At 58.8% G+C, this 21680-nt stretch carries 18 protein-coding genes; 4 read left to right on the top strand and 14 right to left on the bottom strand.

The window, feature by feature from the left end; genetic code table 11:
- Positions 1-247: 247 nt before the first annotated feature.
- The 10 genes from AC1DLT_RS02920 to AC1DLT_RS02875 form a co-directional block, all read right to left on the bottom strand.
- Positions 248-844 carry a cation efflux transmembrane domain-containing protein gene (locus tag AC1DLT_RS02920; RefSeq protein ID WP_040125500.1) on the bottom strand — a complete coding sequence of 199 codons (597 nt, stop codon included), beginning with the start codon at positions 842-844 and terminating at the stop codon, positions 248-250.
- A 75-nt stretch (positions 845-919) separates the two neighbouring features.
- A complete protein-coding gene (locus AC1DLT_RS02915) occupies positions 920-1141 on the bottom strand; it encodes a hypothetical protein (protein WP_040125499.1) in 222 nt (73 codons plus the stop codon).
- 28 nt (positions 1142-1169) lie between these two features.
- Positions 1170-2849: a Na/Pi cotransporter family protein gene (locus tag AC1DLT_RS02910; protein ID WP_040125498.1), complete on the bottom strand. Its 1680-nt coding sequence runs from the start codon at positions 2847-2849 to the stop codon at positions 1170-1172.
- Complete coding sequence (locus tag AC1DLT_RS02905) at positions 2846-3493, bottom strand: dual specificity protein phosphatase family protein (RefSeq protein WP_051900634.1); 648 nt, start codon at positions 3491-3493, stop codon at positions 2846-2848. Before AC1DLT_RS02905 ends, AC1DLT_RS02910 begins: the two co-directional genes overlap by 4 nt.
- Positions 3494-3498: 5 nt before the next feature.
- Positions 3499-4404, bottom strand: a complete 906-nt coding sequence (locus AC1DLT_RS02900) for an inositol monophosphatase family protein (RefSeq protein WP_051900628.1) — start codon at positions 4402-4404, stop codon at positions 3499-3501.
- Positions 4405-4465: 61 nt separating this feature from the next.
- Complete coding sequence (locus AC1DLT_RS02895; RefSeq protein WP_051900627.1) at positions 4466-5560, bottom strand: ABC transporter substrate-binding protein; 1095 nt, start codon at positions 5558-5560, stop codon at positions 4466-4468.
- Positions 5561-5630: 70 nt separating this feature from the next.
- The gene (locus AC1DLT_RS02890) at positions 5631-6758 is read right to left on the bottom strand and encodes an ABC transporter substrate-binding protein (RefSeq protein WP_080719384.1); all 1128 of its coding nucleotides are present in this window, start codon (positions 6756-6758) and stop codon (positions 5631-5633) included.
- A gap of 12 nt (positions 6759-6770) precedes the next feature.
- Positions 6771-7865 (bottom strand): ABC transporter substrate-binding protein, encoded by a 1095-nt coding sequence (locus AC1DLT_RS02885; RefSeq protein ID WP_040125905.1) that lies wholly within the window; start codon positions 7863-7865, stop codon positions 6771-6773.
- Between the two features lie 86 nt (positions 7866-7951).
- On the bottom strand, positions 7952-9085 hold the full coding sequence (locus AC1DLT_RS02880; protein ID WP_040125496.1) for an ABC transporter ATP-binding protein: 1134 nt from the start codon (positions 9083-9085) through the stop codon (positions 7952-7954).
- Positions 9085-10935: an ABC transporter permease gene (locus AC1DLT_RS02875; protein WP_040125495.1), complete on the bottom strand. Its 1851-nt coding sequence runs from the start codon at positions 10933-10935 to the stop codon at positions 9085-9087. The genes AC1DLT_RS02880 and AC1DLT_RS02875 overlap by 1 nt, the downstream gene beginning before the upstream one ends.
- A 559-nt stretch (positions 10936-11494) precedes the next feature.
- Between AC1DLT_RS02875 and AC1DLT_RS02870 the strand changes: the two genes are divergently transcribed.
- Entirely contained in the window at positions 11495-12481 is a 987-nt protein-coding gene (locus tag AC1DLT_RS02870; protein WP_040125494.1) for a LacI family DNA-binding transcriptional regulator, read from the top strand.
- Between the two features lie 47 nt (positions 12482-12528).
- On the opposite strand, the gene AC1DLT_RS02865 is transcribed toward AC1DLT_RS02870, so the two are convergent.
- From AC1DLT_RS02865 to iolG, 4 genes are all read right to left on the bottom strand, one after another.
- Complete coding sequence (locus AC1DLT_RS02865) at positions 12529-14196, bottom strand: metallophosphoesterase family protein (RefSeq protein WP_040125493.1); 1668 nt, start codon at positions 14194-14196, stop codon at positions 12529-12531.
- A complete protein-coding gene (locus tag AC1DLT_RS02860) occupies positions 14189-14812 on the bottom strand; it encodes a dual specificity protein phosphatase family protein (RefSeq protein ID WP_051900625.1) in 624 nt (207 codons plus the stop codon). Before AC1DLT_RS02860 ends, AC1DLT_RS02865 begins: the two co-directional genes overlap by 8 nt.
- 47 nt (positions 14813-14859) lie before the next feature.
- Positions 14860-15705, bottom strand: coding sequence for an inositol monophosphatase family protein (locus tag AC1DLT_RS02855; RefSeq protein ID WP_040125492.1), 846 nt, complete (start codon positions 15703-15705; stop codon positions 14860-14862).
- A gap of 132 nt (positions 15706-15837) precedes the next feature.
- Complete coding sequence (iolG, locus tag AC1DLT_RS02850) at positions 15838-16833, bottom strand: inositol 2-dehydrogenase (protein ID WP_040125491.1); 996 nt, start codon at positions 16831-16833, stop codon at positions 15838-15840.
- 151 nt (positions 16834-16984) lie between these two features.
- On the opposite strand from iolG, the gene AC1DLT_RS02845 reads away from it, so the two are divergent.
- The 3 genes from AC1DLT_RS02845 to iolD all read left to right on the top strand — a co-directional run bounded on the left by AC1DLT_RS02845 (position 16985) and on the right by iolD (position 21680).
- A complete protein-coding gene (locus AC1DLT_RS02845; protein ID WP_051900623.1) occupies positions 16985-17833 on the top strand; it encodes a MurR/RpiR family transcriptional regulator in 849 nt (282 codons plus the stop codon).
- A 98-nt stretch (positions 17834-17931) separates the two neighbouring features.
- On the top strand, positions 17932-19860 hold the full coding sequence (locus AC1DLT_RS02840; RefSeq protein WP_040125490.1) for a bifunctional 5-dehydro-2-deoxygluconokinase/5-dehydro-2-deoxyphosphogluconate aldolase: 1929 nt from the start codon (positions 17932-17934) through the stop codon (positions 19858-19860).
- Positions 19857-21680, top strand: coding sequence for a 3D-(3,5/4)-trihydroxycyclohexane-1,2-dione acylhydrolase (decyclizing) (gene iolD / locus AC1DLT_RS02835; protein WP_040125489.1), 1824 nt, complete (start codon positions 19857-19859; stop codon positions 21678-21680). Before AC1DLT_RS02840 ends, iolD begins: the two co-directional genes overlap by 4 nt.

Genomic DNA, 21680 nt, shown 5'->3' with positions numbered 1-21680 from the left:
CCGATAGGAGCTACTTGGCGCCCTGCGATTGCAATTCATCCAGTATGCTGTAGCGGCCAACTAAGATCCCCAGTGGCAGTATCGTGAACGCTTGTGTTCCGTCCTGGACACGGACAAGGCGCTCAACGATTAGCGACCTCAGTCGGTCGTGGCGGAAGTTCGGCGGCATGGTACTGCCCTTGGCCGCGATCTCCTCAGCGAGGGTAGCAAGCCCGTTCACGAGCGTCTTGTTGCTCCGCCACCCTTCCTAAGCTGCAGTGCGGTATTCATTCTGGGCGGCCTCCCAGACTTCCCTCGCTGCATCCATGTTCACTGCAGCGATGCCCAGGCCGACGATTAGGTCGGGCCATCCCGAGTTCCAGACAAAGTTTATGACGAAGCCCGCCCCCATGATGGCAATGTTGGCGAGGGCATCATTGCGTGCGGAAAGGAAAGCCGCCTTTGTGAGACTGCCGCTCTCGTGACGGAACGCTGCCAGCATGAGGGCACAGGACAGGTTGATCGCGAGTGCTCCTGCACCGGTAATGGTCAAAAGGAAGGGCTGTGGAGGGGCTGGATCGACGAAGCTCTGGTAGGCGGCCAACAGCGTTGCAATGCCGGGAACCATTAGTGTCAGCGATAGCGCGATCCCAACGCGAGCCCGGTTCTTGAGCGACCATCCAAGCGCGAGTAGGATCAGCAGGTTGACTGAAGCATCTTCAAGGAAATCAACGCTGTCCGCAAACAGCGACACGGAGCCGATTTTGAGCGCTACAGCGAACTCGATCCCGAAGTATCCCAGATTCAAGAGCGCCACAAGGGCGGCGATCTTGCGTAGTGGAGTGTCGAGGTATCGGTTCAGCACTGGCCTGGCTCCGCAGCAATTGACTTGTAACTTTATCCCGCAACCATTGAGCCCGCGATACCGTGGACATCGCCTCTAGAATCCTTGATTGTCCCCGCTCATGTCATGAGTGAGGATCTGCTCGAGTTGGGTTTGGGTGAGGCCGCGGCTTCGCCTGATATTCGCAGCCAAGCCGAGCGCCTTCTGTCCGATTTCGCTGTCAAGCGTCTTCTCGTTCTTCCGGCACCAGTTTTCAACAGCTCCCATCACGTCCTCCAGTTGATCGTCGGTCAGGTTGAGAAGCGATTGCACGAGCATCGTTTGCTGCCAATCAGAGGAAATCGCATCACGTAAACGAGGATTCAGGTGACGCCTGGCGGATGGCTCTGCTCTGCAGCAATTCGCCCTGCCGTTCGAGGATCGGATAGGCGGTCGCTGCCACAAGATGTGAGTTGATCTGCTTGAAGTCGCGGAGCAGGTCGAGGTGGAGCGAGCTTGTTTCGGTGGTATCTAGATCGCCCGTTCGCATGCGCCTGAAATGGTCGCTCATCCCTTCGCGTTCCGCCTTGCGGAAGACGATCTTTTCATCCGCAAGCATTCTGGCCACACGTTCGTCCTGAGACATAAACAATGCGGAGGCGGTCCTGAGATTTGTGGAGAGGCGGTCAATCAGATCTGACAGTTCGCGCTGCCCCTCTTTCGAAAACTTAAGGCCGCGGCGCAGCCTTTTGGCCAAATGGGGAAGGACGTTCTGGTCAAGCACATCGCCCGCGTTTTCGAGGCCGGTAGAAAAAATCAAAATTTCATCGAGCCGATGTTGATCGGACTCACTGAGTTCATCTCGATCAATCGAGGTTAGATATTGTTTCACTGCCCTGTTAAGTCGGTCCAGGATCGTGTCCATCTTTCGCAAGGAAGAAAGTGCACGTCGATCGTTGCTTGTCAGAGCTGCTTTCGTTCCCGCCAACATGTCGCCGAGTATGTCCACAAGCCGCAGCACTTCTCTAGCGGCAGCTTGCAACGCGACGACCGGCGTCTCTTTGGCAGATGCGTCGAGATAACGGGGACGGCCAGGATCGGTCGCGTCGATCTTCTGCGGCAATAGTCTGACCAAAAGGTTGGCGAAAGGCGTAAGGAATGGCATGACTGCGACGGCGACGATGAGATTGAATGCAGTATGAAAATTCGCGACTATCCGAGCGCCGTCGGTATCGATTGCCGTCATCCAACTGACGACAGGTGAGAGTGCTGCGAAGACGATACCAATCCCTGCAAGACGCGTTGCGAGGTTTCCCAAAGGCAGCCGTTTGGCGGAATAATCACCCGTGGTATTGCCTTCCACAACCGGATTTATCGCTGTGCCGAGATTGGCCCCGAGAGTGAGTGCGAAGGCCTGATAAGGATCGATCAATCCTTTGCTGCATAAAGACATGACGAGCAAGACTACGGCAACGCTCGAATGTGCTGCCCAGGTCAGAATGGCGGCGAGTATCACGCTTGATGCGGGCGTCTTGGAAATTGCCGAAAGCACGGCTTCGAAAGCCGGCGTGTCCGCGTATTCAGTCAGCACCGCAAGCAATTGGTGTAGCGCAAGCAGCATAAAGCCGAGACCGACAAAAACACGCCCCAGGTCGTGGATTTGCGGGTTTTGACCACGGCGAAACATCAGCGCACCCAGGAGAATGAGCGCGGGCGACATAGCGGCGACGTCGAAGGACAGGGCCTGAACGATCAAGGTCGTTCCAACGTTCGCGCCAAGCATAACAGCGAGCGCCGGCACGAGATCGACTAGCCCGCCAGCAGCAAAGCCCGATGCCATCAAGCCTGTGGCCGTGCTGCTTTGCAAGATCGCGGTCACACCCAGTCCGGCCAGAAATGCTTTGAAGCGGTTGCTCAGGGCATGACCCAAGAACGACCTCAGGCTGGGACCAAAGGCTCGCTGGATCCCGGTCTGGACCATTCTCGTGCCCCAGAGAAGAAGGGCGATGTGTCCTGCAAGTGCGAGGATGGCGATGATGAAGGTCATTTTGGAGGCACCGGCCACGAATTTCCCTCGATATCCAGAATCCACGTAGCCGCATGCCTGGCGGCCTCAATGAGCACCGGCTTCGGCGCCTTGTACCACTCTTTTTCGGGAAGCCTTCGCTGTGTCCGGACAAACGCGATGGCACTTTCGAGCGTGGGGAATTCCTGCGGCAAAGTCGCGTGCAGGAAAAGCGAGACGACGACGACGGAGCGGGATCTCCCCCCTCGGCAATTGATAAGCACGCCGCCTTGTTCGCGGCGCGGATAGGATGGCTTTTCGGGCAAAACTTGCTCGAGCGCCGCTTTCAGAATGTAATAGGCGGCGAGCATCTGTGTGTCGGGATTTCCGCTGCCGTCAATGAGGCCGATTTTGTAGTAACGGATTTCCCCCGGCCCGTAGACACTACCCTCATGGTCCGCAACCAGTGTCGCTGGCTGCACGTAGTTGAAGTCAAGATTGACTGCGCAGTTGACGACAGTGGTGATGCCGTGCTCGCGCAGCATGGGTAGATCGCTCGCACCTTCCTTGCCGGAGATGTAGAGGTCCACACCATAGGCCGGATGCTTTTCATAGATGAGGCTCAGCTTTTCGAGCGATTGCGCTTCATCTTTTTCGGCAATGAATTCGTTCTTTGTGCTCAACATGTCCGTCACGCCGCCCCGTTGCTCCCCGAAACCTTGCCGTTGCGAGCGTTAGAGATTTCCCGCGCGATCCGATTGAGGGTGGGGTAGTCTCCTCCATTGCCGGTAGCGACATAACCTGGGCACATGAAGTCAGCGCTGCCTGGCGGCACCTTTCCTAACGTCATGGGCTCGTAACGACCACCCGCGTTCTTCAGGATCAGGATTGCGGCCGCCACATCCCAGGCGTTGACGCCGAAACCTGCCGCCGCGTCGATAAAACCGGCCGCCACATGTGCGATGCTAAGTGCCGCGCTACCCGGCCGGCGCACGGTTGAGAATGTGTCAACGAGATCGCCAAGATGGGCCAGAGCAATGTCTCGTCCGTCGAGATGAAAATCGCGCGACACGGGATAGCCGGTGATCAGCGTCGCACGCCGCTCGTCGTCTGCGGCTTTTGATTGTATGAGCCGGCCGTTCAGGTAGGAATGCTCGAGATCGGCTGAGAACAGTGCGTTCGCAACCGGATCGAACACCACTCCGGCCATGAGGGTGCCATCCCGAACCGCCGCAATAGATACGCACCAGAAAGCAAAACCGCTGGCGAAGTTCGCCGTGCCATCGATGGGATCGACATACCATTGGATGTCGCCATCGCCGATCTGTCCGCCTTCTTCCCCAAGGATGGCCGAATTTGGCTCGTTGTCGAGAATGATGTTGCGGATGGTAGTTTCAGCGTTCTTGTCGTGCACGGTGACGACATCGTGCAGGTCGCGTTTGTAGCCTATCTCCATATCCGATCTGAAAGCAGCCATGAGCGGCGCCTGCACCGCGCTGGCAGCCATCATCGCCACAGCCATGAGGCGCTTTGCCTCCGCCACGCGCTGTTCTCGAGTTTCTGGAAAATCGTCCGAAGCTTTCTGCAAACTGGTCATGTCATCTTTCCATCATCAAGGTCCCGACACGCGGACAGGGTCGACCGCGTGCCGGCATGGGTCATTTGCTGTAGTTCAAGCGCCAGAAGTCCTGCCATTCCTCACGGCGTTCGAAATCCGTCAAGCCGGTCGATGCTTCATAGGCAAAGAGACGGTTGGAGACAGCCGCCAATCCCGACGGCTCGTTGGCAAGCATTTTTACATCGATATTGGTAGGCAGCTTGCCATCCTTCATCTGTGGGGCGATGCCCTCTTCCGTCAGAGCGTAACGAATGAAGAGCTTCGCCATATTGGGGCTCTTCGTCTTGGAGGCGATCAGACCGAGTTTGGTATAGGTCCAACCCACCCAAGGCTGCAGATCCTTGCAAAGACCGAGCTTGTAGCCTTTGTCCTTGTTGTCCCTGAACTTGGCGGAACTCAGGAGCCCGAAGAATGGTGTCCTCTGCCCCGGCGCACCGATCGCTTCCGAAGCAGGATCGTCACCATCGACCAGCAATGGCGCATTTGCCGCGACCGCCTTGATCCAGGCTGCGGATGCGCTTTTTTCCTTGGTCTCGAACGGCTTACCATAAAGCATCTTATAGGCGTCTGAGACCTTGCCGTCGGCATGCTTCTCCATCTGGCTGAACCAGTCCGTGTAGGTGCTCTTGGTCAGCGGATCGACAAGCACGACCTTGCCCTTCCATTTCGGACCAGTAATCTCCCAGATGTTTTCGACCGGGCATTTATCATAGACCTCCGTATTGTAAGCCCAGACGTTGGCATTGGTGGAGATCGCCAGCGGATTCTGGAACTCCGTGGGAATCTTCGCCTTCATGTCATCCGGCAGGTAGCTCTGCGCGAAGCCCTGCGGCAGCAACTGCGCGAGCGCTGCCGGAGTGTCGGTGATTAGCGCGACGTCGCCCTGAACATTGCCGGCCTGGCTTTCGCGGATGATCATTTCGAGCTGGTTGTTTGCCGAAACTTTCACCCCAGTCGCCTTGAGCCCGTATTTTTTGGTAAAGCCTTCCGCCATTTCGACAATCTTGCCGGTGCTGTCATAGACGTTGATCGGCTTTTCCGTCTTCGCGGCTTCGATCAACGCGTTGAGATCGTCTGCAGCGCGTGCGTGCGGAACACCGAGCCCCACTGCAAGAGCAAAGACCGAAATTTTCATGCGTTTTTTTGCAATCACTTCGTTCACCTTCCCCTCCCAAGGAATGGCGCGAACAGGGGTTCGCGCTTGTTCATTTCCTGTAGTTGACGCGCCAGAGGTCCTGCCAGCTTTCGCGCCTGTCGAGATCGTCGTCTGACGTTGTGGATTCGAAAGTCATCAGCCGGCCGAGATATGCCGAGACCCCTGACGGCTCATCCGCAGACAGGCTGATCTTGGAATTGCCGGAGAGCTTTCCGTCCACTGTCTGTGGCGCGACGCCTTCCTCCGTCATCAGATAGCGGATGAACAGCTTGGCTGCGTTGGGGCTCTTCGTCTTTGCAGCAATCAGGCCGAAGCCCGGATAAAGAAAACCTGCAAACGGCTTGATATCGGTACACATACCGAGCTTGAGACCGCTCGTGATATTGTCACGGTATTTGGCCGTGGAGGTGATAACGAAGAAGGGGTTCGGCTGATTGGGCGCACCGGCGGCATTGGCAACCGTGGCGGAGTCCGACAGCAAAGGGCCGTTCTTGGCAAAGGCTTTTACCCAGGTAGCGGTTGCGCTTTCCTTGCCTGTATCGAGCTTCTTGCCGTAGCGGAGTTCATAGGCACGCGCCATGTCTCCGTCATGATGCTTTTCCATCTGGTTGAACCAGTCGGCATAGAGCGGCTTGTCGAACAGGTCGAGCATGGCAACCTTGCTCTTCCACTCCGGTTCGGTCAATTGCCAGACGTTGTCGATGGGGCATTTGGCATATCTCTGGGTGTTGTAGGTCCAGACATGCGGGTCAGAGACGACCACGAGCGGGTTGCGGTATTTTTCCGGGATGTCGGCGGCAATATCGGGCGGCGTCCAGCTTGTGGCGATGCCCTCCGGCAAGAGCTGCCCCATGGCCGAGGCGACATCGGTCGCGACGCTGATGTCGCCAACGACGTTCCCCGCCTGATGCTCGCGGATCATAAGTTCGATCTGCGTGGCCTCATTGACCTTCTTGCCGGTCGCCTTCACTCCATATTTCTCGGAAAATGCCTTCGCCGTCTCGACGATCTTTCCGGTTACGGCATAGACCGTGATGGGCTGTTCCTTGCGTGCCGCCTCAATGAGGGTATCGAGATTGAATCTATCGTCTTGCGCCGCCGCGATGCCGGCAGGCAGCAAGGCAGCCAATGCCCAACCCGCCACACCGGGAGTCCTATGCTTTCTCCACGTCTTCATTTGTCCCTCCCGTTACTTTCGATAGTTCAAGCGCCAGAAATCCTGCCATGCGTCCCGTTCATCCCAGTCGTTAAGGCTTGTCGCCATCTGGTAAGGAAGAACCTGGCTAAGCAGGGCACCGACCCCTGACGGTTCGCCCGCAGGCAGGGAGACGTCACGGTTGGTGGATATCTTACCGTCTTCTGCCTGGGGTGCGATGCCTTCGGCAGTCATGATGTAGTGGATGAACAGCCTTGCGGCATTAGGGCTCTTGGTGCCCTTGGCGATCAGGCCGATCCCTGGATACATCCATCCCAGCCACGGCTTCAGATCCTTGCAAAGACCGAGCTTCATGCCCTTGTCCTTGTTGTCACGAAACTTCGCCGAACTGATCATTCCCATGAAAGGCTGGGTCTGTCCCGGTGCGGCGACGGCATCGGCCGCGCCGGCGTCGGCGTCGGTGAGAAGCGGACTGTTGGCGGCGAGTGCTTTGACCCATGCAGCGGTGGCACTGCTTTCGTCCGGAGCCAGATCTTTGCCGTAAAGCTCCTTGTAGGCAGCGGCGATCTTATCGTCGCCGTGCTTCGACATCTGGTTAAACCAATCGATGTAGGATGACTTTCCCAGCGGATCCTGCATCGCCACTTTGCCCTTCCACTTGGGCTCGGTAAGCTGCCAAATGTTGGTCACGGGGCACTTGTCAAAAAGAGCGGTGTTGTAAGCCCAGACGTTGGCGCTCGTGACGACTGTCAGAGGGGCCTGATATTCCGCCGGGATTTTGGAAGCCATGTCCGGCGGCAGCCAGCTTTCCGCGAAACCCTGCGGCAGAAGTTGAGCCATGGCCGCTGGAGCGTCGCTTACGATCGAGACGTCGCCCTGAACGTTCTTCGCCTGGGCCTCACGGATCATCATTTCTAGCTGGGCCGCTGCCTTGACCTTCGCTCCCTCTGCGCGAAGCCCGTATTTGGCCGAAAAGGCTTTCGCCATGTCTACGATCTTGCCGGTGCTGTCGTAGACAGTGATCGGGGCCTCCTTTTTGGCCGCTTCGACCAGGGCCTGCAGATCAAAGGCGTCTGCTGCGATCGATCCTCCAGCCGTTCCAGTCAGAAATGCCGCCGAGAGAAGCATCGCCTGCGCCCTTCGGTAAAATGTGTTGTTCATGCGAGAAATCATCGACCTTTCCTCCCTTGAGTCGTCGTTTTCCTTGCAGTGATTCAGTTAATGGCTGCGTCTCTAAGGAGGCTGTCCGCTTCGGCGATCCTCCTGCCGGCCTTGTCAAAAACGTGCAGCGCGCCCGTTTCCGCATAGAAATGTGTTTTTGTGCCAAGCTCTACCCGAGGCAGTACCGACGTCGTCAGAAAGAGCGTGTTGTTGTCGCTTCTGAGCTCGAGGATCCAGCTTCCGCCTGTCGGCAGCACGCCCGTCACGATCATCTCGCCGCTGAAACTGCCGGACGGGATCTGCACCTTGTCGGCAGTATAGCCGATTGCCTCTGGGCGGAGACCGATCGCACCGATTCCCTTCAGCGACGGATGTCGCGCGGAGAGGAATACGGCCGCCTCCCGGGCGACGTCGGTCATGTCGGCGGTGTCCAGATCGAGGATGTTGATCGGGGGACTGCCGACAAATTCCGCAACGAAACGATTGGCCGGGCGATCGTAGATCTCGTTCGGAGTGCCCATCTGCTGAAGAGTGCCATTGTTCATGACGGCGATCGTGGTCGCGAGCGTCATTGCCTCCCATTGATCATGGGTGACGAAGACGATCGTCGTCTTGAATTCCTTGTGAATACGTTTGAGCTCCGCGCGCATTTCAAGGCGCAAGCGGGCATCAAGGTTGGAAAGCGGCTCGTCGAGCAAGAGAACACCGGGATTGACCGCGAGCATTCGGGCGAGAGCCACGCGCTGCTGCTGGCCCCCCGAAAGCTGGGACGGATAGCGGTCCCGATATTTGGCGATGTCGAGCGCCTGCATGACCTGTTCAACCCGCGCTTCGCGCTCGGCCTTCGGCAGCTTGCGCAGACGCAGGCCGAAATCCGTATTGCGTTCGATCGTCATGTGCGGCCAGAGTGCATAGCTCTGGAAGACGAGGCCCATTTCACGCTTTTCCGGCGGTACGAAGACACCCTCCTGAACTGAGTCCACAACCCTCTCGCCGATCCTGATTTCGCCACCGGATAGGTTCTCCAATCCGGCGATCATCCGCAGCGTCGTTGTCTTTCCGCAGCCCGATGGTCCCAGAAGGCACATGAACTCGCCATCGCCGATTTCGAGATCCAGATCGGAGACTGCATTGGCTGAATTGACGCCGTAATTTTTCTGTGCGCCGTTGAGATTGATAGTCGGCATCAGCTTCCGAGTCCTTCTGCGAGATTGGTTTTGGTGAGTTTTTGGGCCGCCAGCGTTCCGAGATAGGCGATCGTCGCGATCATGAGCACGACAGCATTGGCCGCCTGCGTGTAGTGGTAGTCGACGAGGCGCAGCGAATAGGTCGTCAAAACGTCGGTGCTTGGCACGGCGAGGATGACGAACAGGCTCAACCCCTTGATGCCGGAGATGAACGGCAGCAGAACGCCGGTGACGAGCGACCCCTTCTGGATCGGGATGACAATCAAAATCATGCGGCGGAGCCACCCTGCGCCAGCGATCTGCGCAGCCTCTTCAGGCTCCTTGCCAAGCTGAGTCATGGCGGAGATGCCCGCACGGGAGGCGTAAGGCATCTGGTCGGCGATCAGCGCCAGCACCAGGATGGTCACCGTGCCGTAGAGAGCCGGCATGGGACCGCGCGGGACGGCAAATAGCGACAGATAAGCAGCAGCAAATGCGATGCCGGGAACAAGATAGGGCAAAAAGGTGACCTGCCGCAGATATATCGACAACGCGCGGACCGGCGTGCGGATGACGACATATCCCACCAGCAGGCCGAGAATACCGGAGGTGAGCGATGCAAGACCGACGATCGTCAGGGTGTTCTTGGCGGCAGACCAGAGGTCCGGGCTCAGGAGCACGCCTGTCTGCAGCGCGACGGTATTGAGGTTGGTGCCAATCCAGTAGTCGAGTGTGAAATTGTCGAGCGTGAAGCGCGCCGGCATCTTCATGACCGTCGACAGAAACAGGGTCACGAGCGGCAAGCCGACACTCAGAACAAAAATAGCCGCCGCGAATACCGTCGCAGGAAGTCGCATCTTGCCAAGGCGGTTCTGCCGGTTCATCGACCCCTTGGAGCCGACTGTGACGAAGCGGCGCGCTTCCCGCACAAGCCGCGCATCGATTATCAACGTTATGATGCCGATGATCATGATCGATGCGGCGACGACGCCAGCGACACCCGTCTGACGGGAGGCAATGCTGCGGAACAGCGATGTGGAAAGGACTTCGAATTTTACCGGCAGGCCGAGTACGTAAGGCACACCGAATTCGCCGAGGCATTTTGCAAAAATCAGAACCATCGACGAGAGGAGTGCCGGGCGCATCAGCGGCAGGATGATCTTGAGAGCGACCTGATATCGCCGGGCGCCCAGAATTCGAGCGGAGTCCTCGAGCTGCGAATCGAAGCGACGAAGAGCCGAGCCAAATAGCAGAAGGACGAACGGCGTATAGTGGAGGGCCAGGATAATGGTGATCGGGAAGCGGCCATAAGCGACCCAATCCGGCGGCGTGAAGCCCGTGGCCTCGAACCATCCCGGCTGGCCGCCGACGGTACGGTTCTTGAAAAGGGTCGTCCAAGCAAGCGCAAACGTCCACGCAGGCAGCATGTAGGGAACGATCAGGGCGGTTGCGAACCAGCGTCGGCCAAACATATCCGTCCGGCTGATCAGCCAGGCGAGAATCCCGCCAATGACGAGAGACAGCAATATGGCGCCGACCGCCACCGTCAATGTATTGAACAACGGCCGCCAGAAGAGATCCACCGAAACAGGCGACATGAAGACGCGGTCGAGATAATAGCTCGTTAGATCACCGATATCCTTGCCGAGCCGCCGTTCATGCCCGAACTGTACGCGAACGGCGTCCAGTACGATCGAGACGATCGGTACGGCGATAAGGTAGGTGAATAGAAGTGCGGTCAGCACGCCGATCAGCGTTGTGGGTTCGCGTGATGCGACCTTCGCCCGGTAACGCCACCCCTGCCAGGCGGTAGGCTGGCGCGTGCCGCCACTGGCGGGCGACGCCTTCGCTGCTTCACTGAATAAGGCCATTCTCTTCCCCTTTGGAATTCGGAATGCGACGATCGGGTAGCGAGCGGCGACATTGCGTGCAGGGAAGTGGCGCGAGACTGTCGTCCCATATACCGGGCAGGACCGGCATCTGCAGGACAGAAGTCGCGTTGATCTATACCAATCCTCCCTGCTCACATCCATCGTCGGCATCGCTGCCCACCTGGATATCGATCTTCGCAAACTCCCCAAGCGAAGGCCGACCATCGCGAACCTGCGCAGAACAAAAATTCTATTTAAGTCCCGCTCATGGAATGCATAATCTGCTCGCGTGGAATTTTTGTCAATAAAAAAATGCACACGTGATCATCGAGTTAAGCCACTGGTTTTTATTGATTTTTTTTAATGTCTGACAAGATTTTTGTACGCGTCCGTCCTGACGCAGACAAATTTGCTGCGATGGGCTTTCGTATGCCGAGTGCCGATAAGCAGGCTTGTTGTGAGCGCTTGCAGACATCTTGATTTCCGGACACTTATGTAAGCGCCGCCACGCAGGTGGCGCAGGATGAACGAAACCGGAAGTTCGGCGACAGGAGGGTGTATGGCGCGAGCGTTCGTGACGGCTGAAGAAGTGGCAAGGCGGGCCGGGGTCTCCCGTTCCGCAGTCTCGCGGACGTTCACCGAAGGCGGAAGTGTTTCGCCCGCGGTCAAGCGCAAGGTCCTTAAGGCAGCTCGGGAACTCGGTTATCGGGTGAACCGGTTGGCGCAGGGCCTGAACAATGACCGGTCGAACTTGATCGGCGTCGTCGGTGCCAATCTATCTTCGCCCTTTATCGCGAAACAGCTGGATCTCCTGAGCATCGCGCTTTTGCGAAAGGGCATGCAATGTCTTCTTCTCAATGCAGCCGATGCCCGCAGGGACATTGCGCCGCTGATCGAGCTTCTGTTCGAATTTCGGGCCAGGGCAATTGTCGTTCTCTCCGGCGAGCCACCCTCAACCATCATTGATCAATGCACGGCAAACGGCGTCAGGCTCGTTCTTATCAACCAGATGCTCGAACGCACTGACACGAGCCTGGTGCTGACGGATGATTCTCGCGGCGCGGATCTCGCGGCGCAACGCCTGCTGCAGGCGAAATGTACGAAAGTCGCGCTGGTGACAAGCGGTAGCAACACGCCCGCTCAGGTCCGCCGCGCGACGGCATTCAGCCAGCGGATGAAAGCCTCAGGCGCCGAGGTCATCCCGTGGTCGGAAGGACCGACGAGCTATGACAGCGGTTACCGGGCCGGCTGCGCGCTTCTCGAAGATCGCTCGATTAATGGCGCATTCTGCGTAACTGATCTTCTGGCGCTCGGATTTATGGACGCGGCCCGCAAGGAAGCGGGACGCAAGGTGCCCGAGGACCTGTCAGTCATCGGTTTCGATGACATTCCACAGGCCGCATGGAAGAGCTATGAATTGACGACTGTGGCGCAATCGTTCTCGGTCCTTACCGAGAGCGTGGTTGCGGCGCTCGAATCCGACGATCAGGAAACACGTCTTCAGGTCGTGCCGGTCGCAATGGTTGAGCGCAAGACAGTGCGGTAATGCCTGGCGATTGGCACCATTCGGTCATGCTGCAGAGCGGATTCAGGTTAACACGTCGTCTCGAATTCCTGCTTCAGAGAAATCTCGAAAGACTTGGCACCGCGCTCGGCACGATCCAGAAAATCGGCAAATGCACCGAGGAAAATAGCCAGAAATGTTTCGACCGTTCCGTCGCTGCCTTGAGCGGGGTCACGACCATAGGATTGCGCCAGCTTACGGTAAACATCACGCCTTTGCGCCGTGACGTCGCCCAAGGCCAGCACGGCCGCCTGCCTCAGGCAATACCAATCGACGATCGCGTCGATTATGCCGATTGCTGCCAGACCGTCATCCGCAGGCGCTTTGCCATCAATGATCCGGCAAACCTCTAGCAGATTCAGGTCCGATACCGCGTCGACGACATCCTCCGGCCATTCCTTGGGAAAGTAACGGTGATGGATGAGGGCCTCCTTATGTGCCCGTAAGTAGGCGCCGTAGTTCTTCGTGTCGAAAGCCGCATCCTGTGATGTGCCCGATCGATTGCTTTCCTGCCGATATGCGGCGAAGATGTTTTGATCAAGCGTCAGGCCAGAGAGTTCCACGGTTTCGACTTCGATGCTGTCGGGGCTGAGCCGCGCAACCTTGAAAGCGGCCGGATAGGCGACTATCGAGGGAACGGCAATGTTGACGATCTCACGCTCGCCGCGGCTCCGGCGGGTAATGCCCTCGACATGCAGGTGTCCGCTGAAATGCACGACCAGTCCAGCGTCCAGAAGTCCGTCGGCTACGGCGGCGCGCGGTGTTCTGCGAGCCACGTTTGTTTCTCCGAAAAGCACCCGTTCCGCGGCGGTCGCACCATCGAACGGATCGAGCGCAGGATAATGTGAAAACGCAAGGAGCGTCTTGCCCAGGGCTTTTGCTCGCGAAGAGACGTCAGCGATCCAATCGATGATGAAAGGCTTGCAGCGCAGAAGCGCGTTCCACCCCGCTGCGGTACTATCGACGAAGGCCGCTTCTTCCCCTGCAACGTAGGATCCGTCACGCGGCTCGAAAACGTTTGCGTCTATCATCAAAAGCCAGAGTCCGTCCTCCGGCTCGACGAGATAGGAGGCATCCATGAGGTGATAATGGTTGCGGCCATCAGGCGAAACGGCATCATATCGCCGAGCCTCGATCGCATCGGACGCGCCGAAGGGCGTTTCCCAATGCAGATAATGCAGTTGGCGAAAGTAGCCGAACTCAGCCATCGCGTCCAGCCCAGCGGGATAACCTTCGCAAAACATGCCAGCGCTGAAAATGGTGCCAGGTGCCATATTTTGGCTATCACTGGTCACCTGCACGGCGTCGGCATTTTGCCCGACAAATTCCTTGGTGTGATGGCGGCCGGCGGGGCCGAAAATATCATGATTGCCGGGTAGGGCGTAGAAGTTCGTCCCGTTTTCGCGAACATGCCTGGTCAAGATCTTTCGAAGGCTTGCGAGCGTTTCACGCTGGCCATCGTCCGAATAGTCTCCGAGCAATACGACATGTCTTATCTCGCGCCGTTTCACCTCATCCAATGCGGCGAAGAGGGCCTGCGTACTTTCATTGAATACGCGCGTGGACTGGCGTGTGTCGACCCAGGTGCGAAGAGCCATCCGATCGCCTTCGATCGTGATGCCGGGAAAATCAAACCCGGCTTTGACATCATGAAAGTGCGCATCGGCGATGATGGCGATGGAAGGCAATTTAGGCATTGGAGATCGCATTGTCCGATGGAGCCGTCGTGATCAGGTCAATCCATTTCGATGCAAGACGAGCAGCCTCGTAAAGCATAGGCTTTGGCGTTTCGAACCACTCGTCGGGACGCAGTTGGCGATGCTCACGAATATGGGCAACCGCCGCGTCCAATGTCGGATAAAGGTGCGGCTGCTGTTTGTGAAGGAACAGTGCCACAAGCGAAACAGAGCGACTGCGACCGCTGCGGCAATTGACGAGAATATTGCCGCCGTCGGGAAACGGATAGGTGTGCCGCTTCGGCATGCTCTGGCGCAGGGCGCCGTCGAGAATATAATAGGCGCCCAGCATCATCGTGTCCGGGCTGCCCTGGCCATCAATCAGTCCGAGCTTGTAGTAGCGGATACCTGCGTAGCCGCTCCCGTAAATCTCGTCGGATGCGGGCTCGTCCGGTGCCGTGACAAGATTGATGTCGAGATTGACGGCGCAGTTGACGACGACCGTGATGCCATGGCGGTTCAGCAATTCGCGATTGCTGGCGCCTTCCCTGCCGCCGATGTAAAGATCGGCGCCGTGTGGCCCGAGACCACGGCCGATTAGGCTGATATCCGGGCGAGTATAGATTGGGGCATCCATATCGTTTCCTTTCCGCCGGCAGCTTCAAGCCTCCCGACGCTTTATTGTTATCCTCTGGCGCGATGCAGGTCAGTGGTGAGGAGATGCGGCGCGGCGAGCGGAATTCGGCTTGCCTGGCTTACGCCAACGGCAATAGCCCTGGTCGAGGCGAGTACCGGACCGCCCTCGGCGAGAGTGCCAATTTCCATGAACGGGCAAACGGCACCGCCGGCTTCTTCAACCAGCAAAAGCCCGGCAGCACAGTCCCAGGAGTTCATGTGCAACTCGACATAGGCATCGGAACGTCCATCGGCCACATAGGCGAGTGCCATAGCGCCGGATCCGGTTCGCCGGACGTTCGTGCCAAGTGCGAGAAGTTCGCCAATGGTCCGGATGTAGATTTCGTTCGGCACGCGGCCGGACCAACCCAATTCGACCGAAGCCGAATCGAAGCTTCTGGTGGCCGAAACGCTGATTTGCTTCTCATTCAGCGTCGCGCCGGCGCCACGGCAAGCGAAATAGAGCTCGTCTTGGGCCGGATTGTAGATCGCACCGATTTTCCAGTCGTAGTTCTCCACATAGGCAATCGAAATGCAAAAATGCGGAATGCCTCTGGCAAAATTGGCAGTACCGTCGATCGGGTCGACGACCCAAAGCCGATCGGTAACCTTCCCGCCTCCTTCTTCTCCGAGAAAGCCATCCACCGGAAAATGCTCGGAAATCGTGCTCCGGATCAGTGCTTCGGAGGCCGCATCTGTTTCGGTAAGAAAGTCCTGCGGACCCTTCATGGAAGTGGCGCGCCCGGTATTATCCTGAAAGCCCTTCAACACGAGCGCGCCGGCAGCCTTGATCACGTCCTTGCACAACAAGGCGCGACCCGACAGATCATTTGAATAGGAGGATTTGGCTGGCAATTGGGTTGTCCACTTGGTGCACACGTGTGCATTTACACGCAAGGTTAGAATTACCGTCACTCGTGAGCGGACGGAGGCCGGAAAATGATTTCATCGGCCTCGAGCGTTTTGCCGAGGCCGACATTGAGCGGACTATCCGCCGATTACGATGGTCTTGCTTTCCTTGACTGCGCGCAATGCCGCGTCGGCAAGCGCCAGTGCAATCAAGCCGTCCTCAGCCGAAGGCGAGGGCCCCGAGCCGCTTTCGAGGCTGTCGATGAAGGCGGAGATCTCCGCCGCATAAGCCTCGGTATAACGGGTCATGAAGAAATCATGCAGCGGCGGGCGGATATAGCCGTCCTTGTTGGCGACCTCAATCGAGACCGGCCGCTGGTTTTCGGCGGCCACGGACCCGAGCGATCCGTGCACCTCAATGCGCTGGTCATAACCGTAGCTCGCCCGGCGGGAGTTGGAGATGATGGCCTGCCTGCCGCTTTTCGTGGTCAGGATGAGGCTTGCGCTGTCATAATCGCCGAGCTCGCCGATTTTTGGGTCGACCAGGACGGCGCCGGACGCCATGACGCTGTGGATTTCCTCACCGAGCAGGAAACGCGCCATGTCGAAGTCGTGGATCGTCATGTCGCGGAAAATGCCACCTGAAACCTTGATATATTCGGCCGGCGGCGGGCCTGGATCGCGGCTGGTGATAGTCACCATTTCCACCTTGCCGATCCTGCCGTCGTCGATCGCCTTACGAACTGCAAGGAAATGTGGATCGAAGCGGCGGTTGAAGCCGAGCATCACCTTGGCGCCGGTCTTGCGCACCGTTTCCAGGCAGGCTTTGGCGCGGTCCACGTCGAGATCGATCGGCTTTTCGCAGAAAATCGCCTTGCCAGCCTTGGCGAAGCGCTCGATCAGGTCGGCATGAGTATTGGTCGGCGTGCAGATAATGACCGCGTCGATATCCTTGTCCGTCTCGACGGCTTCGATCGTGCTAACGGCGCAGCCGGCGCTATCGGCGATCGCCTTTGCCGCATCCGCCATGGCGTCGACGACCGCGACTAGGTTCGCACGCTTGTCTTGCGTGATGGCACGCGCATGCACTTTGCCGATACGGCCTGCGCCGACAAGCGCCAGTTTCGTGACCATGATGTCCTCCCATTGTAGCTCGACGGATCCCATCGCAAGCGTCCGGCCCGAGTCATTTCGGCCTTTTCCTTGGTCGCTGCGAAGATCATTATCGCTTGTCCAAAGCAGATTTGGAACATATATTCTATTTTGCTAGATCGTCATTGTGTTTATGTCAAGCGGGATCAAGGAGGAAAGCGTGGCGAATTTCTCACCACCGGCCAATGTAAAGGCTTTCGAGGAGCGGCTTCTCGAGGTTTCGGAAAACCTGCCGAAACGCTTACGCCAATGTGCCGACTACGTCGCGGCAAACAAGGATAGGATCGCCGTCTCAACCGTTGCCGAAATGGCCGAAGGTGCAGGGGTGCAGCCTTCAGCTTTCATGCGCTTTTGCCAAATTTTAGGGTTCTCCGGCTTTTCCGAAATGCAGCGGCTGTTTCGCGAAACCTATGTGGGTGGGTGGCCGGACTATTCCACCCGGCTACTGCATCTGAGGGAAAAACCAGAAGGAAGCCCGTCCGCTCTGCTGGGCGAATTTGTCGAGGCCGGCAGGGCATCGATTGAAAGTCTGCTGAGCACGGTGGACCCGGTCGCTCTCAACGAAGGCGCCAATCTGCTTGTGGCTGCGGGAATGATCCATATCATTGGTCTCGGACGTTCGTTCTCGGTGGCGACATACGTTGCCTATCTCTTTGAGAAAATGGAAGTTCCTGCGGTTCTGCATACTTCGCTAGGTAAACTGGACAATCGGCATGCGATTCGAGAAGGCGATGCGCTGTTGGCGTTCACCTTTGCGCCTTATTCGGCGCCGACACTTGAACTTGTCGAAGACGTGGCTGCACGCAAGATTCCAATTGTAGCCGTAACTGACTCTGCGATTGGCCCGCTTGCGAAATTTCGCCCAACGACGCTTCTGGTTTCCGAGATTGATTTTGGGGCTTTCCGATCGCCCGCCGCAACGCTCTGTCTGGCAACTGCGCTCGCCGTCATCGTCGGTACGGCAAAATCGCAGAGGGCTTGAATTTTTATGTTGTGCTCTCTTAAAATGGAATTTATGATCCATTTTAAGTCTCGATAAAATGCCGCGGAGGGTGGCGCTATCTTGAGAGGGAGGAAATCTTGGCGTCACTGGATCTCATCACGATCGGCCGCTCGTCCGTTGATCTCTACGGCGTGCAGGTTGGCGGGCGTCTGGAGGATATGGCCTCCTTCAACAAATATATCGGCGGCTCGCCGACGAACATCGCCGCGGGTGCGGCAAGGCTCGGGCTGAAATCGGCGCTGATCACCCGCGTCGGCGCCGAGCATATGGGCCGGTTCATCCGCGAGCAGCTCGTCCGCGAGAAGGTCGACGTGCGCGGCGTCAAGACCGATCCGGAGCGGCTGACGGCACTCGTTTTGCTCGGCATCCGCGACCAGCATCAGTTTCCGCTGATCTTTTATCGCGAGAACTGCGCCGATATGGCGCTTTGCGAGGACGATATCGATCCCGGCTTTATTGCAGAAGCGGGCTGCGTCTGCGTCACGGGCACCCATCTTTCCCATCCGAACACCGAGGCTGCCGTCTTGAAGGCGCTGCGGCTCGCCCGCGAGAATGGCGCCCGCACGGCCCTCGATATCGACTATCGTCCGAACCTGTGGGGCCTTGCGGGCCACGAGGCGGGCGAAAGCCGCTTTATCGAGTCCGGCAAGGTGACTGCCAAGCTGCAGTCCAGTCTGCATCTGTTCGACCTGCTGGTCGGGACGGAAGAGGAATTTCATATCGCCGGCGGTTCGACCGACACGCTCGAGGCGCTGAGAGCGGTTCGCGCCGTTTCCAAGGCGACTCTGGTCTGCAAGCGCGGCCCGATGGGCGCCGTCGTCTTTGAAGGCGAGATTCCCGACAGTCTCGACGAGGGCCAGACGGGGCAGGGTTTTCCCATCGAGGTCTTCAACGTGCTCGGCGCCGGCGACGGCTTCATGGCAGGCCTGCTGAAGGGCTGGCTCACCGGCGAGGACTGGCCGACCGCGCTGAAATACGCCAACGCCTGCGGCGCCTTCGCCGTCTCGCGCCACGGCTGCACGCCGGCCTATCCGAGCTGGGAAGAGCTGCAATATTTCTTCCGCACCGGCATCCGGGACAAGGCGCTGCGCAAGGACGGCGCGCTGGAGCAGGTGCACTGGTCGACCAACCGGACCGGCGAGTGGCCGCAATTGCGGGTCTTCGCCTTCGATCACCGCATGCAACTCGAAGCGATCGCCGATGAGGCGGGACAAAGTTCGGAGCGGATCGACGAGTTCAAGGCACTGTGCCTGAAGGCCGCGCTCGACGTCTCGGATGGCAGGCAGGGCTACGGCATTCTTTGCGACGGGCGGCTCGGACGCGAGACGCTTTACAAGGCGACGGGCACGGGATTGTGGATCGGCCGGCCGGTGGAATGGCCAGGCTCGCGCCCGCTGACCCTGGAGCCAGAGCTTGGTCCCGATCTCGGTGGCATCACAGAATGGCCGGTCGAGAATGTTGCCAAGGTTCTTTGCTTCTACCATCCCGATGACCCGGCAGAGATGCGGGAGAAACAGGAAGAGGTGATCCAGCGCCTGTTTGCCGCCACCCGCCGCAACCGGCTGGAAATGCTGCTGGAGGTGATCCCCTCCAAGGTCGGACCGGTCAACGATCGAACCGTTGCCGATATCATCGAGCGTTTCTACGAGATCGGCGTTTACCCCGACTGGTGGAAGCTCGAACCGATGACGAGCGAGGCCGCCTGGGCGAATGCTTGCGCCGCGATCGAGAAGCACGATCCCTATGTGCGCGGTATCGTCGTGCTCGGGCTCGATGCGCCGATGGCGGAGCTGGAGGAAAGTTTTGCCACCGCGGCAGGCTTCGACCTTGTGAAGGGTTTTGCCGTTGGCCGGACGATTTTCGGCGATGCGGCGCGGCGGTGGTTTGCCGGCGCGATCGGTGATGACGAGGCGGTGGCCGACATGGTGCGAAAATACCGCGAACTCTGCACGGCCTGGGACACGGCACGCGCAAGAGCCGGCAGCGGAGGAGGAAACGGCCAATGACAACAGTGAGACTGACCGCCGCGCAGGCGATGGTGCGCTATCTCGCAAACCAGATGACGGAGGAGGGGGTGCCCTTCATCGCCGGTGTCTGGGCGATCTTCGGGCACGGCAATGTCGCCGGCATGGGCGAGGCGTTGGCGGGCATCCGGCCGGACCTGCCCACCTATCGCGGCCAGAACGAGCAGTCGATGGCCCATGCGGCGATCGCCTATTCTAAACAGCTTCGCCGCAGCCGAGCGATGGCGGTGACCTCTTCGATCGGACCGGGCGCGCTCAACATGGTCACGGCGGCAGCACTTGCGCATGTGAACCGCCTGCCGGTGCTCTTCATCCCAGGCGATGTCTTCGCCAATCGCGGGCCCGATCCCGTCCTGCAGCAGATCGAGAATTTCGGCGACGGCCTTGCAAGCGTCAACGACTGCTTCCGGCCGGTCAGCCGTTATTTCGACCGCATCAGTCGGCCGGAACACCTTCTGACCGCGCTGCCGCGCGCCATGCGAACCCTGACGGATACTGCCGATTGCGGCCCAGTGACATTGGCTTTCTGCCAGGACACCCAGGCCGAGGCCTATGATTATCCGGAAAGTTTCTTCGAGTCGAAGACCTGGCATTGGCGCCGGCCGCGGCCGGATGAGAACGAGCTTGAGCGTGCCATCGAGGCGATCCGGGGCGCAAAAAATCCAGTCATCGTCGCCGGCGGCGGCGTGCATTTTTCCGGCGCGACCGGGACGCTCGCGGCATTTGCGAGCCGGCACAATATCCCGGTCGTTGAGACGCAGGCGGGTAAGTCGGCGCTGCCCTGGGACCATGTTTCGAATTTCGGCCCGGTCGGCGTGACGGGTGCTTCGAGCGCCAATGCCGTTTGCGAAAATGCCGATCTGGTGATTGGCGTCGGCACCCGGTTCCAGGATTTCACCACCGGCTCCTGGGCGCTCTTCAAGAATCCGACGCGCCGTATCCTGTCGCTCAATGTCCAGCCCTATGACAGCGCCAAGCACGAAGCGATCCCGCTCGTCTCGGACGCGAAGGTCGGGCTGGAGCTGGTGAGTGCGGCGCTCGGCGATCATCGTTTCCGAGGAGTGGATGCCGGCCTCAAGGAGGACTGGTTCGCCAAGGCGGATGCCATCACCGCTGCCCCCGAGGATGGCAATCTGCTGCCGACCGACATGCAGGTGATCGGCGCAGTCCAGCGCGCCTCGCGCGACAATACGGTCGTCATGTGCGCCGCCGGCACCATGCCGGGCGAGCTTCATCAGCTCTGGAAGGCAGGCAAGCCGCTCTCCTACCATATGGAATACGGCTTCTCCTGCATGGGCTACGAGATCGCCGGCGGGCTCGGCATCAAGATGGCGGAGCCGGATCGCGACGTGATCGTCATGATCGGCGACGGCTCCTACATGATGATGAACTCCGAGCTTGCGACGGCCGTTGCGATGGGCGTCAAGATCACCGTCGTGATCACCGACAACCGCGGTTACGGCTGCATCAACCGGCTGCAGATGGCGACCGGCGGTGAGCAGTTCAACAATCTCTACGCGCACACCAACCAGGCGAATCCGATGCAGATCGATTTCGCCGCCCATGCTGCCGCAATGGGCGCCGATGCCCGCAAGGTCTCCTCGATCGCCGATCTGGAAGCGGCATTGAACGGTGCGCGGGAAGCGAAGGTCGCAACCGTTATTGTCATCGACACCGATCCTTATCCGACGCCTGAAGGCGGGGGATACTGGTGGGACGTCGCGGTGCCGGAGGTCTCGACCCGCGCTGAAGTCACGCAAGCTCGCGCCGCCTACGAAGCCGCACTTAAGGAAAGACGCTGA

This window comes from Neorhizobium sp. 05N33 (assembly GCF_056397445.1).
The sequence above is the reverse complement of the archived record's forward strand: the minus strand, read 5'-3'. Positions and strand labels throughout refer to the sequence as shown.